Genomic DNA, 16032 nt, shown 5'->3' with positions numbered 1-16032 from the left:
AGTGATTTGGAAGCAGAAAAGGGAATAAGGGTGCGGGAAAAGTGCCGGGTGGCGCTTACGCTTGCCCGGCCTGTGAAAGGAGTGCCGTTTTATAATGCCAGCAGACGCTCGATGGATGGCGCAAAGTAGTAGCCGCCGGTCACCGGTTTGGTGAAACGCAGCATCGCGTCGCGCTTGCCGTCGGTATCGCCAAACATGCTCAGCAGCTGCTGTTCAATGTTATACAGACGCGCGCAGTAGGCGCAGAAGTAGAGGCCGTGTATGCCGCTGGCGGTACCATACGGCAGGCTCTGGCGGACAATCTTCAGCCCTTTGCCATCCTCTTTCAGATCCACGCGGCTCAGGTGAGAGGTCGCCGGGCGATCGTCGCCGTCGATCTCTTCATTGGCCTCTTTGGTGCGGCCAATCATCATCTCCTGGTCGTGTACGCTCATGCGGTTGAGCTGTTTGAGGTTGTGCTCCCAGCGCTGGACGAAGACGTAACTGCCGCCCGCGTCCACGCCCTCTTTGATCACCGCGACTTCACGACGGATCTCGTCCCCTGCCGGATTTTCGGTGCCGTCAACAAAGCCACTCAGATCGCGCTCTTCCACCCAGCGGAAACCGTGGATCTCTTCTTTTACTTCAACGCAGTCGCCAAAGGCAGCCATCGCAGCCTGGGCGATGGAGAAGTTCACGTCGTGACGCAGAGAGAGAATATGGATCAGCACGTCGTACTGGGTGGCCGGAGCCAGACCTTTACCGTAAGGGACAAAGTCTTTCAACTCTTCGGCCCCTTCTCCGCCGCTCAGCTGACGCCAGACGTTGTGACCAAATGCCACCACTGCGCCGCAGTGGGCATCCGGGAATTTGGCCTGGAAGGTGGCCACGTTATCAATAAAGACTTTGCTGGCCGCACGCAGGGCATCAACATCCCCTTTGACATTGGCTTCGATCCAAATCGCCGCGCGGCAATGTTCTGGCAAAATGCCACTCTGAACCTGAGACATCGCTCCTCCTGAAAAAAAGATGCCACGAAGTCGTGGCATGGTTGGCGGCGATTATACCCGCTTTTTCAGCGAGGCGGCTTGTCCAGGCGCAATTTACTGCTGCCAGATAATTTTGCTGACTTTCCAGTTTTTCAGGGTGTCGTCAGAGGGCATTAACCCTTGCGGGCCATTCCAGGTTCCGCTGAACTGATAGCTGATATGCTGGCTGCCTTCCGCCTTGCACTCTACCGCCACCCCCTCTTCTGCAGGGGCGCTCGCGCAGTTGCCGTAGGCTTTCTGATAGAGGTCGCTGAACGGAGTACCGATCTTCACCCCAGTGTCAGTTTCGATGTCGCTATCCAGCACCTCGATGCGCGTCACCGTCTCTTTATTACCGTTAATCACCAGGGCCAGTTGGTCATCTTTCAGTGCTTCGTAATAGTGCACAATGTTGCCGTTCTCGGTTTTCATGCCGCTGCGCAGCCGGTAATCACCGCCTAATGCCGATTCGATGGCGCTCTGTTCCAGCGGCGTGGCGGCGGTGAGGTTGCCCACCCCCTGCTCAGTCACATCGCTGGATGAGCCGAACCAGTTCCAGGGATAAGCCGCAGACCAGTTAACGGCGGAAAGCGTTGAGCAGCCCGTCAGGACAACGGGGAGCGCACATAACAGTAAACGCAGCGATTTCATCGGGAGTCCCTTTCTGGTTATTTGAACGCTTGTTGGAGTACAGCATCGCTAAAAAGTGCCGTTTAATCTTTCTCGGGGGTGAAACAGGCGCGCAGACGAGGATGGGTCAGCAGCCACAGCAGCGCCACAATATCGGCCACCACCAGCGCAATGCCTGGGCCGCTCAGGGCTTCGCCGTTCAGCCACAGCAGCGGCTGCCAGCACAGCAACACACCCTGGGCAAGGATAAGCAGCCCGTGCAGCGCACGCCACAGGCGCGGCCAGAGATGACGTCGCCCGCTCAGTAAAAAGGCAACTACTGCCGGGAGCCCCGGCAGCAGCCCGAGCCAGAAGTTATTGCGATCGGGATAAAACAGGCTCAGCAGCGTGTTGCCCTGATCCCGGGAGGCGCCAGCCAGCACGAACAGCACCCAGGTGCGCGCCTGAAGGAGCAGCACGCACCAGAACAGAAACGGCAGGCGTACCCGGCCATAGCTGTCATAGTCGCCCGGGTGAAAATCAATACTCTTCATCTTCTATCAGGCGCTTGCCCAGCGTCAGCACGTCGGCATGTTCATAGTTAAGACGCTCGTACATACCCAGTACCATGTCGTTATCTTCCCGCACCATGATCTGAATTTTTGGACAGCCGCGGGCGATCAGTTTCTTTTCCAGACGATTGAGCAGCGCGTTGGCGATACCACGCCCGCGAAACTCCGGGTGCACGCCCAGATAGTACGCCGAGCCGCGATGCCCGTCGTAGCCGCCCATTACGGTGCCTACCACTTCGCCGTTCACCTCCGCCACCAAAAACAGGCTGACGTCATGATTGAGCTTGCGCTCGATGTCCATCTCCGGATCGTTCCACGGTCGCAGGAGCTCGCAGCGCTCCCAGAGAGTGATCACCTCTTCGAAGTCTGCCTGGCGAAAAACACGTATCTCCATGGTATTAACCGCCTTTTTGGGTTCAAAAACAGTGATTATGACGCGAACGCCCGCTTTCGCCAATATCCCGCGAAAAACGCCTGAAAATTTGGCATAATGGCACTTTGTCACGTATTGAAATGAAAAGTAAAACAATTCGCCACATGGACTGTCGTAACGGAAAAGACGATACGATATAACACCAGGACCCCAATTTTTACAATTCAGGCCGCATGAGCACATTCAAACCATTAAAAGCACTCACATCGCGTCGTCAGGTTCTCAAAGCGGGGCTGGCGGCCTTAACGTTAACGGGCATCGCAAAGCAGGCTCAGGCAAAAGACGAGAGCACGCTCAAAACCAGTAACGGACACAGTAAACCCAAAACCAAAAAACCCGGCGCGAAGCGTCTGGTGATGCTCGATCCGGGTCACGGCGGCATTGATACCGGCGCCATTGGCAGAAACGGATCGAAAGAAAAACACGTTGTGCTGGCAATTGCAAAAAATGTCCGGTCGATTTTACGCAACAACGGCATTGACGCCCGCCTGACCCGCACCGGCGACACCTTCATTCCGCTGTACGACCGCGTGGAGATCGCCCACAAGCACGGCGCGGATCTGTTTATGTCGATACATGCCGACGGCTTTACTAACCCGTCGGCGGCGGGGGCATCGGTATTTGCCCTCTCCAACCGCGGCGCCAGTAGCGCCATGGCAAAATACCTCTCCGACCGGGAAAACCGCGCGGATGAAGTGGCCGGAAAGAAAACCACCGACAAAGATCATCTCCTGCAGCAGGTGCTGTTTGACCTTGTTCAGACGGATACCATCAAAAACAGCCTGACGCTCGGCTCGCATATTCTGAAGAAGATTAAGCCGGTACACCGTCTGCACAGTAAAGGCACCGAGCAGGCGGCGTTTGTGGTGTTGAAATCGCCGTCGATTCCATCAGTGCTGGTGGAAACCTCTTTTATTACCAACCCGGAAGAGGAGCGTCTGCTCGGCACGACGGCGTTTCGCCAGAAGATCGCCAACGCGATTGCCTCCGGCATTATCAGTTACTTTAACTGGTTCGATAACCAGAAAGCGCACTCCAGGAAACGTTGATGAAACCCAATGCACAGCTGGTTAAAACCTTTCTGCTGCAACTGCAGGATGACATTTGCCAGAAACTGAGCGCCGTCGATGGCGGTGAATTCCAGCAGGACGAGTGGCAGCGCGAGGCCGGTGGCGGCGGACGCAGCCGCGTACTGCGCAACGGCGGCGTGTTCGAGCAGGCCGGGGTTAACTTCTCCCACGTCCACGGCGACGCGATGCCCGCCTCGGCCACCGCGCACCGCCCGGAGCTGGCAGGCCGCAGCTTTGAGGCAATGGGCGTCTCGCTGGTGGTGCACCCACATAACCCCTTTGTACCGACCAGCCACGCTAATGTGCGCTTTTTTATCGCCGAAAAACCGGGTGCTGAGCCGGTGTGGTGGTTCGGTGGCGGCTTCGACTTAACGCCTTATTACGGCTTTGAAGAGGACGCGGTGCACTGGCACCAGACCGCCCGCGATCTGTGTCAGCCTTTTGGCGACGAGGTCTATCCGAAATACAAGAAGTGGTGCGACGACTATTTTTACCTGAAGCATCGCGACGAGCAGCGCGGCATTGGCGGGCTGTTCTTTGACGATCTCAACACCCCCGATTTTGATACCGCGTTCCGCTTTATGCAGGCTGTGGGCAAGGGCTATACCGATGCGTACCTGCCGATTGTCGAGCGGCGGAAAAACCACAATTACGGGGTGCGCGAGCGCGAGTTCCAGCTCTATCGCCGCGGGCGCTACGTGGAGTTTAACCTGGTCTGGGACCGCGGGACGCTGTTCGGTCTGCAAACCGGCGGGCGCACGGAGTCGATTCTGATGTCGATGCCGCCGCTGGTGCGCTGGGAGTACAGCTATGAGCCAAAAGAAGGCAGCCCGGAGGCTGCCCTGAAGGATTTTATTAAGGTTCGCGACTGGGTTTAACCCCAGGCAGCGCTGCGCTTGCCCGACCTACAGGTCGGGTAAGCGAAAGTGCCACCCGACACTTACCCACTACAGCGGCTGCGTCTGCGCCTCAACCACCGCCAGCGCCACCATGTTCACGATACGGCGCACCGAGGCAATCGGGGTTAATACATGCACCGGTTTCGCCACCCCCATCAACACCGGCCCGACGGTCACCCCTTCTGAACTGGAGACGCGCAGCAGGTTGTAGCTGATACGCGCCGCTTCCACGTTCGGCATGATCAGTACGTTGGCAGAGCCTTTCAGCGGGCTGTCCGGCATCCGCTCGTTACGGATGCTCTCCACCAGCGCGGCATCGCCATGCATCTCCCCGTCGATCATCAGCTCCGGCGCGCGCTCGCGCACCAGCGCCAGCGTCTGGCGCATTTTGCAGGCGGCAGCCGATTTGGATGAGCCAAAGTTGGAGTGCGACAGCAGCGCCACCTTCGGTTCGATACCGAAGCGACGCACCGTTTCCGCCGCCATCACCGTAATTTCCGCCAGCTGTTCCGGGGTCGGATCGTCGTTGACGTAGGTATCGGCAATAAAGGTGTTACCGCTTGGCAGCAGCAGCGCATTCATCGCCCCGGCAGTATGCACGTTGTCGCGATAGCCGAAGATCTCCTGCACCACGCTGAAGTGCTCATGGTACTCACCGATGGTGCCGCAGATCAGCGCGTCGGCTTCACCGCGGTGCACCATGATCGCCCCGATCACCGTGGTGTTGCCGATCACCGCCCGCTGCGCCTGCTCCTGGGTGATCCCCCGGCGCTTCATGATGCTGTAGTACTCGCTCCAGTACTCCTTGAAGCGTGGATCGGATTCATTGTTGACGATCTCGAAATCGACGCCTGGCTTGATCTGCAGACCCAGCTTCTGGATACGCATCTCGATCACGCTCGGACGACCAATCAGGATCGGCTTTGCCAGCCCCAGGCTTACCAGCTCCTGAGTGGCGTGCAGGACGCGCGCCTCCTCCCCTTCCGCCAGCACCACGCGTTTTGCGTCCGCGCGCGCCTGGGAGAAGATCGGCTTCATGAACAGGTTGGTTTTGTAGACGAATTCGGTGAGTTTATCGACGTAGGCATCAAAGTCGGCGATCGGGCGCGTTGCCACGCCGGAATCCATCGCCGCTTTCGCCACCGCTGGCGCAATTTTGACAATCAGACGCGGATCGAACGGCTTCGGAATAATGTAATCCGGGCCAAAGCTCAGATCCTGATCGCCATAGGCGGAGGCCACCACTTCGCTCTGCTCCGCATGGGCCAGCTCGGCAATGGCGTGAACCGCTGCCAGCTTCATCTCTTCGTTGATGGCGGTCGCGCCGACGTCCAGCGCCCCGCGGAAGATGAACGGGAAGCAGAGAACGTTGTTCACCTGGTTTGGGTAGTCTGAACGACCGGTACAGATAATGGCATCCGGGCGTACCGCTTTCGCCAGCGGGGGCAGGATCTCCGGCTCCGGGTTGGCCAGGGCGAGGATTAACGGCGCGCGCGCCATCTTCATCACCATCTCTTCGTTCAGCACTTTCGGGCCCGAGCAGCCAAGGAAGATATCTGCGCCCTCCACCACCTCTGCCAGAGTGCGCCTGCCGTCATCCTCCACGGCGTAGGCAGCTTTGGTCTCCGCCATGTTGGCTTCGCGGCCTTTATAAATAACGCCTTTGGAGTCGCAGACCACGATGTTGTGCTTCTGCATCCCCAGCGCCACCAGCAGGTTCATACAGGCGATAGCTGCCGCACCCGCACCGGAGACCACCATGCGCACGTCAGAGAGGTTTTTCTCCACCACCCGCAGGCCATTGAGGATAGCGGCGGTGCTGATGATGGCGGTTCCGTGCTGATCGTCGTGGAACACCGGAATGTTCATCCGCTCGCGCAGTTTCTGCTCGATATAGAAACATTCCGGCGCCTTGATATCTTCCAGGTTGATGCCGCCAAAGGTCGGCTCCAGCGCGGCCACCACGTTGATAAATTTGTCCGGGTCGAGCTCGTCCACTTCAATATCGAACACGTCGATACCGGCGAATTTCTTGAACAGTACCCCTTTCCCTTCCATGACCGGTTTACCGGCCAGCGCCCCGATATTCCCCAGCCCCAGCACCGCGGTGCCGTTGGAGATCACCGCCACCAGGTTGCCGCGGGCGGTGTATTTGTAGGCCGCCAGCGGATCTTTTTCGATTTCGAGGCACGGCGCAGCCACGCCCGGGGAGTAAGCCAGCGCCAGATCGCGCTGGGTTGCGAGAGGCTTGGTGGGGGAGACCTGAATTTTGCCGGGTACAGGGAATTCATGAAAATCGAGGGCACTCTGTTTCAACTGATCGTCCATTGTAAGGTTCCTTTCACGTGTCGTTCAAAATGGGTGATGTTGTTATGGTCTGAGTTCACCCAGGGTGGCGGATAGTATCGCTGCTGACTGCGGTTCAAACTTTGAAGGGTGCCAAAGTCTCACTATCCAAAAACAAAAATTGTTATCAATTTATAACAATCATGTTACCTGCCCAGCGAAGCAAGACCATGTCCGTCTGCTATGCTTTTTTGTTAAGTCCATCGCGAATTTCGCAGAAGTGTGATCTAACACACTCCACCAACTCTTTTATTTTCAAGGAGTCATCATTTATGAACCAACTAGACGGCATCAAACAATTCACCACAGTCGTGGCTGACAGCGGTGATATCGAGTCTATTCGCCATTATCAACCCCAGGATGCGACCACCAACCCGTCGCTGCTGCTGAAAGCCGCCGGGCTTGAGCACTTCTCGCACCTGATTGACGACGCTATTACGTTTGGTAAAGCCCGTGGCAAGACCAAAGAGCAACAGGTTGCCGAGGCCAGCGACAAACTGGCGGTGAATATCGGTAGCGAAATTCTGAAAAGTATTCCGGGGCGCGTCTCTACCGAAGTGGACGCCCGGCTGTCGTTCGACCAGGAGAAGAGCATCGCCAAAGCGCGGCAGATTGTGCAGCTCTACGAGGAGCAGGATGTGGAGAAATCGCGCATTCTGATCAAGCTGGCCTCCACCTGGGAGGGGATCCGCGCGGCCGAAGTGCTGGAGAAAGAGGGGATCAACTGTAACCTGACCCTGCTCTTCTCCTTCGCTCAGGCGCGTGCCTGCGCCGAAGCCGGGGTGCATCTGGTTTCACCGTTCGTCGGGCGTATCTACGACTGGTATCAGGCCCGCCAGCCGATGGACCCCTATGTGGTGGATGAGGATCCCGGCGTAAAATCCGTTCGCAATATCTACGATTACTATAAGCAACACCGCTACGAAACCATCGTGATGGGCGCCAGCTTCCGCCGGACCGAACAGATCCTGGCCCTCACCGGCTGCGACCGGCTGACCATCTCCCCTAACCTGCTGAAAGAGTTGCAGGAGAAAGATGAGCCGGTTATCCGCCGTCTGGTGCCCTCCTCCACGGTGCTGCCAAAACCTAAACCCATGACCGAAGCCGAATTCCGCTGGGAGCATAATCAGGATGCCATGGCGGTCGAGAAGCTGTCAGAAGGGATCCGTCTTTTCGCGGTCGACCAGCGCAAACTCGAAGATCTGCTTGCCGCCAAACTGTAACCTTGCCATGGAGTGAACTATGTCCCGTAAAGAGTTAGCCAATGCCATTCGCGCCCTCAGCATGGATGCCGTGCAAAAAGCCAATTCCGGTCACCCAGGCGCGCCGATGGGCATGGCCGATATTGCCGAAGTGTTGTGGAACGACTTCCTGAAACATAACCCTAACGATCCGACGTGGTATGACCGCGACCGCTTTATTCTCTCTAACGGTCACGCCTCGATGCTGCTTTATAGCCTGCTGCACCTCTCCGGCTATAACCTGCCGCTTGAGGAGTTGAAAAACTTCCGTCAGCTGCACTCAAAAACGCCGGGGCACCCGGAACTGGGTTATACGCCAGGGGTTGAAACCACCACCGGGCCGCTCGGTCAGGGGCTGGCGAATGCGGTCGGGCTGGCGATTGCCGAGCGCACGCTGGCGGCGCAGTTTAACCAGCCGGGACATGAGATTGTCGATCACCATACCTATGTCTTTATGGGCGATGGCTGTCTGATGGAGGGGATCTCGCACGAGGTCTGTTCCCTGGCGGGCACGCTGGGCCTGGGCAAGCTGATCGGCTTCTACGATCACAACGGCATCTCCATCGACGGCGAAACCGAGGGTTGGTTCACCGACGACACGGCCAAACGCTTTGAGGCCTATAACTGGCACGTGGTGCATGAGATTGACGGCCACGATCCAGAGGCACTGAAAGCGGCCATTCAGGAAGCGCAAAGCGTAACCGATAAACCGTCGCTGATAATCTGTCGCACGGTCATCGGATTTGGTTCCCCGAACAAAGCCGGCAAAGAAGAGTCCCACGGCGCGGCGCTGGGGGAAGAGGAAGTAGCTCTGACGCGGCAGAAGCTGGGCTGGAAATACCCGGCCTTTGAGATCCCTAAAGAGATCTACAAAGCCTGGGATGCCCGTGAAGAGGGCGAAAAAGCGCAGGCGGCCTGGAACGACAAATTTGCTGCCTATCAGAAAGCCCATCCGGAGCTGGCGGCAGAGTTCAGCCGTCGCATGGGGGGTGGCCTGCCTGAAAACTGGGAAGAGACCACCCAGGCGCTGATTGAGAATTTACAGGCTAATCCGGCGAAAATCGCCACCCGTAAGGCCTCGCAAAACGTCCTTAACGCTATTGGCCCGATCCTGCCGGAGCTGCTCGGCGGCTCGGCGGACCTGGCACCGAGTAACCTGACTATCTGGTCGGGCTCCACCTCGCTTAAGGAAGATATCGCCGGGAACTACATCCACTACGGGGTGCGCGAGTTCGGCATGACCGCTATTGCCAACGGTATCGCCCACCACGGCGGGTTTGTGCCTTATACCGCCACCTTCCTGATGTTTGTGGAATATGCGCGTAACGCCGCGCGTATGGCGGCACTGATGAAGGCCCGGCAGATCATGGTTTATACCCACGACTCCATCGGTCTGGGGGAAGATGGTCCAACTCACCAGGCGGTGGAACAGCTGGCCAGCCTGCGTCTGACGCCAAACTTCAGCACCTGGCGACCGTGCGATCAGGTTGAAGCCGCTGTCGGCTGGAAGCTGGCGATAGAGCGCCACAACGGCCCGACGGCGCTGATCCTCTCCCGCCAGAACCTGGCGCAGATCGAGCGTACCCCGGAACAGGTGAAAAATATTGCCCGCGGGGGATATATCCTGAAAGACAGCGGCGGCAAGCCGGATCTGATTCTGATTGCGACCGGTTCGGAGATGGAGATCACCGTCAAGGCGGCGGAAAAGCTCACCGCCGAAGGCCATGCAGTACGGGTGGTGTCGCTGCCTTCAACGGATATCTTTGATGCTCAGGATGAAGAGTACCGTGAGTCGGTGCTGCCATCAGACGTGACGGCCCGTGTAGCGGTGGAAGCGGGTATCGCGGACTACTGGTACAAATATGTCGGGCTGAAAGGGAAGATTGTCGGCATGACCGGCTACGGTGAATCCGCCCCGGCCGAGAAGCTGTTCCCGTTCTTCGGCTTTACGGTGGAGAATGTGGTCGAGAAGGCGCAGGCCTTACTGTAAGGGGTTTGCCCGGCGGCGCTGCGCTTGCCGGGCCTGGAAGGTTAACGTCATCCGTGGGCCGGGTAAGCGCAGCGCCACCCGGCATTTTAGCGCGTTATCCACAACGTCGGCCATGCATCCGGCCCATGCCAGTTATCACAGCTTGGCTCTTCCGCATACCGTACCAGACGGAAGCGCTGACCGGTAAAACGCCAGCGCGTCTGGATACCGCAGTCGGCAATCCCGCGTCCCAGCGCCAGGGTCGTCAGCTCGCGGCTCTTCTCATCAAAACTGGCGTTCATTAACTCCATCTCGCTGCTGTCGCTGGCGGGAACAAACGGCAGGCGCAGACGTACCGCATGGGAAGCAAACGGCTTTTTGCGTGAGACCAGCCAGGCCAGATCGACGGTGTTGTACGCCCCCGCCTCGCAGCCAACCATCAGCAGCGCTTTGTCATCCGTCAGGGCGGTGACCCGCACTTCACGACGCGCCGGGTCAAGTGAACACTGGCTGTTGTTGATACGCCAGGTGCCATAGTCGAGCAGATCGCTGCGCTCCTCGCGAGTGAGCGGCGTCGGCGTCGGGTTTACCACGGCCACCTCTTTTAGCGCCGGTGCGGGCGGTACGCTCAGCGGGGGTTGCGCCCCTTTGTTGATCCACGCGGTTTCGCTTCCGCCACGCTTTTGCTGGGCATCAATAAACTGTAGCGCCTCTTTCATCCCATCGAGGGAGATGACCTGCTTGCCACCAGCGAGCGTGATGACCCTTTTTTGCTGAAGCGTAGTCAGCAGGGCAGTAATGGTGGCGGCATGGTCGGTCGTCAGACGCCAGGGGGTGATTTGCCAGTGCGGGGGGCCAAGCTGCAACGGCTCGCCGTCGAGCAGCAAGCGGGGGGCAATGGCGGGCTGTTTAGGATCGGGCGTTGCCAGCCCACCGAGATCGATGCGCAGCAGCGCGTCAGTTTTTGCACCCGCGCTGCGGCTTAAGGTCATCACCAGCCCGTGATGCTCGCCGGTGTTACGGGCGATGCAAAAGTTCTGGTTGTTGCAGGTCACCTGCCAGTCGATAAACGACCGCTGTGCAGGTGCTGCCCGGGCTAACGTCGCGGGCAGCACGCTGAGCATGAAAACAAGTAAAAGGCAGTGACGCATGAATAGCAGGATCCCGGAAGCAATAGCTGAACAGACAGAGCGTATCTTCCTGCTCAGACCGGGGTTGCTCAATCAGATTTATCGGATAGATTTATTCTGAATACATCTTATTAACGGCAACAAGATCAAGCCATTAACCCGGAACTTTGCAAATACTGTAATAATATCACCGTTTTGCCGTCCCGTATTTCACCCGATTGTATCATCGATAATGCCTGAGCAAAGGGCAGCTCCAGCACCTCGATCTCCTCATCTTCGATGCCCCCGCCCTCTCCGGCGCGCCGGGCGTCGCTGTATTCCGCCACGAAGAAATGGACGATTTCCGTTACGCCGCCCGGAGACATATAGAGCTCAAAAACTTTGCGTGCCTCGCCGACGACAAAGCCGGTCTCTTCAATCGCCTCTTTGCGAATGCACACTTCCGGCTCATCGTTATCCAGCAGTCCGGCACAGGTTTCAATCAGGCGCCCGTCGGGGTTGCCATTCACCCAGGTGGCAATGCGGAACTGGCGAATCAACACCACGCTCTGCTTCTCACGGTTGTAAAGCAGGACCGTGGCACCGTTGCCCCGATCGTAAACTTCGCGTTTGTGGCGCACCACCTCACCGTTACGCCGCGTCAGATCGTAGGTCAGGTTGCGCAGGATGAAATAGTTATCCGAAAGGCACTTGTCTTTAATTAATTCAATTTTCACGGTAATACGGGCTCCGTTGCGCTCAATACTGGCCATACTACGCTGCGAAGCCCGCCTTGTCGCCCGTCGGGTTAATGTTCGGTGGGAGAAGCGACCCCAAGCCAGTCGGCGATCCCCAGGGCGGCGTGTCGCCCTTCCGCCATCGCCGTTACCACCAGATCGGCTCCCCGCACCGCGTCGCCACCGGCAAATATCTGCGGGTTGCTGGTCTGGTAGCGATAGCGCGATTCCACGCTTGCCGCAATCCTGCCCCAGTCATCCACCTCAACCCCCTGCGCCTGTAGCCAGGGCATCGCATGCGGGTTAAAGCCAAAGGCCATAATCACCGCCCCGGCAGGCATCACAAACTCGCTGCCCTCGATGGGCTCCGGGCGACGGCGTCCCTGCGCATCCGGCTCACCCAGCCGGGTGCGCAGCAGGCGGATGCCGTTGACCCGCCCGGCGTCATCGAGGGTGAGCTCCACCGGCTGGACGTTAAACTCAAAGGTCGCTCCCTCTTCTCTGGCGTTTTTAACCTCTTTTTTCGAGCCCGGCATATTGGCCTCATCCCGGCGATAGGCGCAGGTGACATTCGCCGCTCCGTGGCGCAGAGCGGTGCGCACACAGTCCATCGCCGTATCGCCGCCGCCCAGCACCACGACGTTGAGTCCGGCGGTATCGACGAAGGGCTCTTCCACCGACGGCGGCAGCCCCATCAGCTGACGGGTATTGCCCACCAGGAACGGCAGGGCATCATAAACGCCTGGCGCATCTTCATTAGGAATACCCGCTTTCATTGAGCGATAGGTTCCCACCCCGACAAAGAGGGCATCGTACTCGCTGAGCAGCTGCGCCAGCGGGATATCTTTACCCACCTCACAGTTCAGTTCGAAGCGGATGCCCATGGCGGTGAAGATCTCCCGGCGGCGGGCCAGCAGGGATTTATCCAGCTTAAAGGCCGGAATACCGAAGGTGAGCAGGCCGCCAATTTCCGGGTGGCGGTCAAAGACCGTGACGCTGACGCCGCGACGGATCAACGCGTCAGCGCACGCCAGCCCGGCGGGCCCAGCGCCGATGATGGCCACCTGCTTATTGACCGGCGTAACGTGGCTCAGGTCCGGTCGCCAGCCTTTCGCCAGCGCCTGATCGGAGATATAGCGTTCGATGTTGCCAATGGTCACCGACCCGGCCACGTCGCGCACCGTGCAGGCGCCTTCGCACAGTTTGTCCTGCGGGCAGACCCGGCCTGTTACTTCCGGCAGGCAGTTGGTCTGGTGAGAGAGCTCGACCGCCCCAGCGATATCCCCCGCTTTCACCCGTTCGATCCACTGGGGGATATGATTGTGCAGCGGACAGGTCCATTCGCACACCGAGTGCTCGCCGCAGGTAAGGCAGCGGTCGGCTTCCCGCTTCGCCTGTGCCGGACGGAACGGCAGATAAATTTCGTTAAAATTGCCCGCCCGCGCCTCAGGGGAGAGCTTATCTGGCTCCCCGCGCGCGGGCGTAGCTGCCAGCTGCTCGCGTTTGCTACCTGTTCTGGTCACGCTCGCCGCCCGGGTCTGCCACGGCTGGGCCTCATGGCGCGCCGTGCGCATTTGCCGGGCGCGGGCCAGCTGGTTCAGGTTATCGGGGGTCACCAGCGACAGGGCATCCGCCGGGCAGTTCGCCACACAGGCGGGCCCCTGCGGGCGCTCAAGGCAGAGATCGCACTTCTGGGCGGTAGCCGCCAGCGGTGTGGTGACAATCTCGATGGTGCCAAACGGGCAGGCAATCACACAGGCTTTACATCCGATACATTTGTGCTGCTCCACCTGTACACTGTCATGCATGCGGCTGATAGCCCCGTTCGGGCAGCTCTGGACGCAGGGGGCGTTTTCACAGTGGTGGCAGGTTACGGCGCTCTGTTTATTGCCCTCTTTGACCACGGTGATGCGCGGGGTAAAATGGCGCTGGCTGAGGACATGCTGCTCATTATTATGTGCCATGACGCAAGCGACCTCGCAGGCATAGCATCCAATACATTGCTGGCTATTTGCCATAATAAAACGGTTCATGACGGTTCCCTTGCTGGCCCTGATAACCTTATTCTTTTAACGGAATAGTGTATTTACCCACCGCAACGGTAACAGGCAATGTTCATTTGCCCAGGAACGGAAAATATTTCGCCTGAACCTGTATCAGATCAATTTATTTCAGCGCGGGTGAAATTACGTTTCATTCCCTTGCACAAATGCTTATCAGGACGCGACCGGTGAGAGTTAAACAACCTGTTTCACGCAGCCTTGCCCGGGCCTTTTTCTCCATCATTGCCCTGTCGCTGCTGACCAGCGCGATTGCGCTGTTTACTCTCGCCAGCGGCCAGCGTGATGCTGAAGCCATCAACCTGGCCGGTTCGTTACGGATGCAGAGCTATCGCCTGGGTTACGACATTCAGCGGGGCAGCGTCGACCTGGTGCCTCATCGCCGGATCTGGCAACAAACCCTGGACGCCCCTGCCCTGCAAACCCTGAACAGCTGGTATGTCCCGGACGAGGTTAAGCAGCGCTATCGCCAGCTGCAGATCCGGTGGCTGGCGGTGGATCAGAAACTCGCTCAGGGTAATTACGCCTGGTATCAGGCGCAGATGGACGAGTATGTGGCGCGTATCGACGCCTTTGTCCTCTCCCTGCAGCACTATGCCGAACGTAAGATCACCCTGGTCTTCGCCATCTCCTTTGCCGGTGGGGCCAGTATTTTTCTGCTGGTGTTTGTCACCCTCCGCCGCATCCGCCAGCAGGTTGTCGCCCCGCTCAATCACCTGGTCACCTCCAGTCTGCGCATTGAACAAGGTCATTTTGATACCCCGGTGCCGAATACCGATCTCTCCAATGAGCTTGGCCTGCTCTCCCGCACCTTTAACCATATGTCGGCGGAGCTGCACACCCTCTACCGCTCGCTGGAGATTTCGGTTGAAGAGAAGACGCATCACCTGCACGAAGCCCACCAGCAGCTGGAGATGCTGTTTACCTGCTCCCAGGCGTTGAACACCGGCAAGATTGACAGTCACTGCTTCCGGCACATCCTGCATATTGTCTGCGAATATACCGGGATCACGTATCTGGCCCTGCACACCAGCGACGGCTGGCAGATGCAGGAGGGCGAAGCCGCACTGCATCTCGACATCCAGGTACTGCCGGTAGTGATGATGGAGACCCGCTTCGGTGAGCTGCGCTGGCAAAGCGCGCAGCGCCCCGTCCCGATGCCGCTGATGAAAAGCGTGGCGACGATGCTTGGCCGCGGCCTCTTTTCCAACCAGGCGCAGAAGCACTATCACCAGCTACTGTTGATGGAGGAGCGCGCCACTATTGCCCGCGAACTGCATGATTCGCTGGCGCAGGTGCTCTCTTATCTGCGGATCCAGCTGACGCTGCTCAAACATGCGGTGCCGGAAGAAAACGAAACGGCGCAGGGGATCATTACCGATTTTTCCCAGGCACTGAATGCCGCCTACCGCCAGCTGCGCGAGCTGCTTACCACCTTCCGCCTGACGCTGAACCAGGCCAATCTGCCGGCTGCGTTGCAGGAGATGCTGGATGACTTACAAAAACAGACCGCTGCGCGGCTGACTCTCGACTGCCAGCTTTCGTCTCTGGCGCTGGATGCACAGATGCAGGTCCACCTGTTGCAGATTGTCCGGGAGGCGGTACTGAACGCCATCAAGCATGCGCAGGCCAGCGACATCACGGTCTGCTGCATCACCGCCCCGGATGGCAAGCACACGGTGACAATTTGCGACAACGGCATCGGCATTGGTGATGCCAGCGAACCTCCGGGCCACTACGGTCTGAACATTATGCGTGAACGTGCCGACCGGCTGGGGGGAACCCTGAGCTTCTCACAGCCGCCAGCCGGCGGTACCCAGGTCAGCGTGCGCTTTTGTTCTTCGACCGCAACCGAGGGTAAATAACGGTAAAAACAGGCGGGGGATCGCCTGTCAGCCACGCCGATGAACAATACTCACCGCTGCACCAGGGCGATGTCGCGGAAAAAGCGCATGATAATTTACATTATCTCCTTTATTT

The 16032-nt window shown here is 58.5% G+C and carries 13 protein-coding genes; 5 read left to right on the top strand and 8 right to left on the bottom strand.

All coding sequences use genetic code 11. The features are described 5' to 3' along the window. Nucleotides 1-89: 89 nt before the first annotated feature. From ACT3IC_RS15715 to ACT3IC_RS15700, 4 genes are all read right to left on the bottom strand, one after another. Nucleotides 90-989: a Dyp-type peroxidase gene (locus ACT3IC_RS15715; protein ID WP_156655005.1), complete on the bottom strand. Its 900-nt coding sequence runs from the start codon at nucleotides 987-989 to the stop codon at nucleotides 90-92. A gap of 93 nt (nucleotides 990-1082) precedes the next feature. Then, nucleotides 1083-1658 (bottom strand): RpoE-regulated lipoprotein, encoded by a 576-nt coding sequence (locus ACT3IC_RS15710; protein ID WP_159340069.1) that lies wholly within the window; start codon nucleotides 1656-1658, stop codon nucleotides 1083-1085. A gap of 62 nt (nucleotides 1659-1720) precedes the next feature. Continuing rightward, entirely contained in the window at nucleotides 1721-2170 is a 450-nt protein-coding gene (locus tag ACT3IC_RS15705; protein WP_103180659.1) for a DUF2919 domain-containing protein, read from the bottom strand. Further along, nucleotides 2157-2582: a GNAT family acetyltransferase gene (locus ACT3IC_RS15700; RefSeq protein WP_032613000.1), complete on the bottom strand. Its 426-nt coding sequence runs from the start codon at nucleotides 2580-2582 to the stop codon at nucleotides 2157-2159. The genes ACT3IC_RS15705 and ACT3IC_RS15700 overlap by 14 nt, the downstream gene beginning before the upstream one ends. 212 nt (nucleotides 2583-2794) lie before the next feature. Here ACT3IC_RS15700 and amiA point away from each other — a divergent pair, with 212 nt between their 5' ends. Together amiA and hemF are read left to right on the top strand one after the other, a co-directional pair. Then, nucleotides 2795-3670 carry an N-acetylmuramoyl-L-alanine amidase AmiA gene (gene amiA / locus ACT3IC_RS15695; RefSeq protein ID WP_103180661.1) on the top strand — a complete coding sequence of 292 codons (876 nt, stop codon included), beginning with the start codon at nucleotides 2795-2797 and terminating at the stop codon, nucleotides 3668-3670. Further along, nucleotides 3670-4569, top strand: coding sequence for an oxygen-dependent coproporphyrinogen oxidase (hemF, locus tag ACT3IC_RS15690; RefSeq protein ID WP_103180663.1), 900 nt, complete (start codon nucleotides 3670-3672; stop codon nucleotides 4567-4569). Before amiA ends, hemF begins: the two co-directional genes overlap by 1 nt. Before the next feature lie 69 nt (nucleotides 4570-4638). Here the strand turns inward: hemF and maeB are convergent, their stop codons facing one another. Further along, nucleotides 4639-6918 (bottom strand): NADP-dependent oxaloacetate-decarboxylating malate dehydrogenase, encoded by a 2280-nt coding sequence (gene maeB, locus ACT3IC_RS15685; protein WP_156655009.1) that lies wholly within the window; start codon nucleotides 6916-6918, stop codon nucleotides 4639-4641. Between the two features lie 290 nt (nucleotides 6919-7208). Between maeB and tal the strand changes: the two genes are divergently transcribed. After that, nucleotides 7209-8159 carry a transaldolase gene (gene tal / locus ACT3IC_RS15680; RefSeq protein ID WP_103180666.1) on the top strand — a complete coding sequence of 317 codons (951 nt, stop codon included), beginning with the start codon at nucleotides 7209-7211 and terminating at the stop codon, nucleotides 8157-8159. A gap of 19 nt (nucleotides 8160-8178) precedes the next feature. Further along, nucleotides 8179-10167 carry a transketolase gene (gene tkt, locus ACT3IC_RS15675; RefSeq protein WP_103180667.1) on the top strand — a complete coding sequence of 663 codons (1989 nt, stop codon included), beginning with the start codon at nucleotides 8179-8181 and terminating at the stop codon, nucleotides 10165-10167. Nucleotides 10168-10253: 86 nt separating this feature from the next. Here tkt and ACT3IC_RS15670 read toward each other — a convergent pair whose 3' ends face one another. The 3 genes from ACT3IC_RS15670 to aegA form a co-directional block, all read right to left on the bottom strand. After that, complete coding sequence (locus tag ACT3IC_RS15670; protein ID WP_103180668.1) at nucleotides 10254-11297, bottom strand: DUF1176 domain-containing protein; 1044 nt, start codon at nucleotides 11295-11297, stop codon at nucleotides 10254-10256. A gap of 125 nt (nucleotides 11298-11422) precedes the next feature. Next, complete coding sequence (nudK, locus tag ACT3IC_RS15665) at nucleotides 11423-11998, bottom strand: GDP-mannose pyrophosphatase NudK (protein WP_103181120.1); 576 nt, start codon at nucleotides 11996-11998, stop codon at nucleotides 11423-11425. 65 nt (nucleotides 11999-12063) lie between these two features. Beyond that, nucleotides 12064-14025: a formate-dependent uric acid utilization protein AegA gene (gene aegA / locus ACT3IC_RS15660; protein WP_159340067.1), complete on the bottom strand. Its 1962-nt coding sequence runs from the start codon at nucleotides 14023-14025 to the stop codon at nucleotides 12064-12066. Nucleotides 14026-14222: 197 nt separating this feature from the next. Here aegA and narQ point away from each other — a divergent pair, with 197 nt between their 5' ends. After that, complete coding sequence (narQ, locus tag ACT3IC_RS15655; protein WP_473478086.1) at nucleotides 14223-15917, top strand: nitrate/nitrite two-component system sensor histidine kinase NarQ; 1695 nt, start codon at nucleotides 14223-14225, stop codon at nucleotides 15915-15917. The last annotated feature ends 115 nt before the right edge of the window (nucleotides 15918-16032 follow it).

Source organism: Leclercia sp. GHBNCSD (assembly GCF_055805075.1).
This window is presented reverse-complemented; position numbering and strand designations above follow the sequence as displayed.

Coding starts and splice junctions, on each gene's coding strand:
- tkt (WP_103180667.1), top strand. CDS start 8,179: ATGTCCCGTAAAGAGTTAGCCAATGCCATTCGCGCCCTCAGCATGGAT.
- ACT3IC_RS15670 (WP_103180668.1), bottom strand. CDS start 11,297: ATGCGTCACTGCCTTTTACTTGTTTTCATGCTCAGCGTGCTGCCCGCG.
- hemF (WP_103180663.1), top strand. CDS start 3,670: ATGAAACCCAATGCACAGCTGGTTAAAACCTTTCTGCTGCAACTGCAG.
- amiA (WP_103180661.1), top strand. CDS start 2,795: ATGAGCACATTCAAACCATTAAAAGCACTCACATCGCGTCGTCAGGTT.
- tal (WP_103180666.1), top strand. CDS start 7,209: ATGAACCAACTAGACGGCATCAAACAATTCACCACAGTCGTGGCTGAC.
- ACT3IC_RS15715 (WP_156655005.1), bottom strand. CDS start 989: ATGTCTCAGGTTCAGAGTGGCATTTTGCCAGAACATTGCCGCGCGGCG.
- ACT3IC_RS15700 (WP_032613000.1), bottom strand. CDS start 2,582: ATGGAGATACGTGTTTTTCGCCAGGCAGACTTCGAAGAGGTGATCACT.
- maeB (WP_156655009.1), bottom strand. CDS start 6,918: ATGGACGATCAGTTGAAACAGAGTGCCCTCGATTTTCATGAATTCCCT.
- ACT3IC_RS15705 (WP_103180659.1), bottom strand. CDS start 2,170: ATGAAGAGTATTGATTTTCACCCGGGCGACTATGACAGCTATGGCCGG.
- ACT3IC_RS15710 (WP_159340069.1), bottom strand. CDS start 1,658: ATGAAATCGCTGCGTTTACTGTTATGTGCGCTCCCCGTTGTCCTGACG.
- aegA (WP_159340067.1), bottom strand. CDS start 14,025: ATGAACCGTTTTATTATGGCAAATAGCCAGCAATGTATTGGATGCTAT.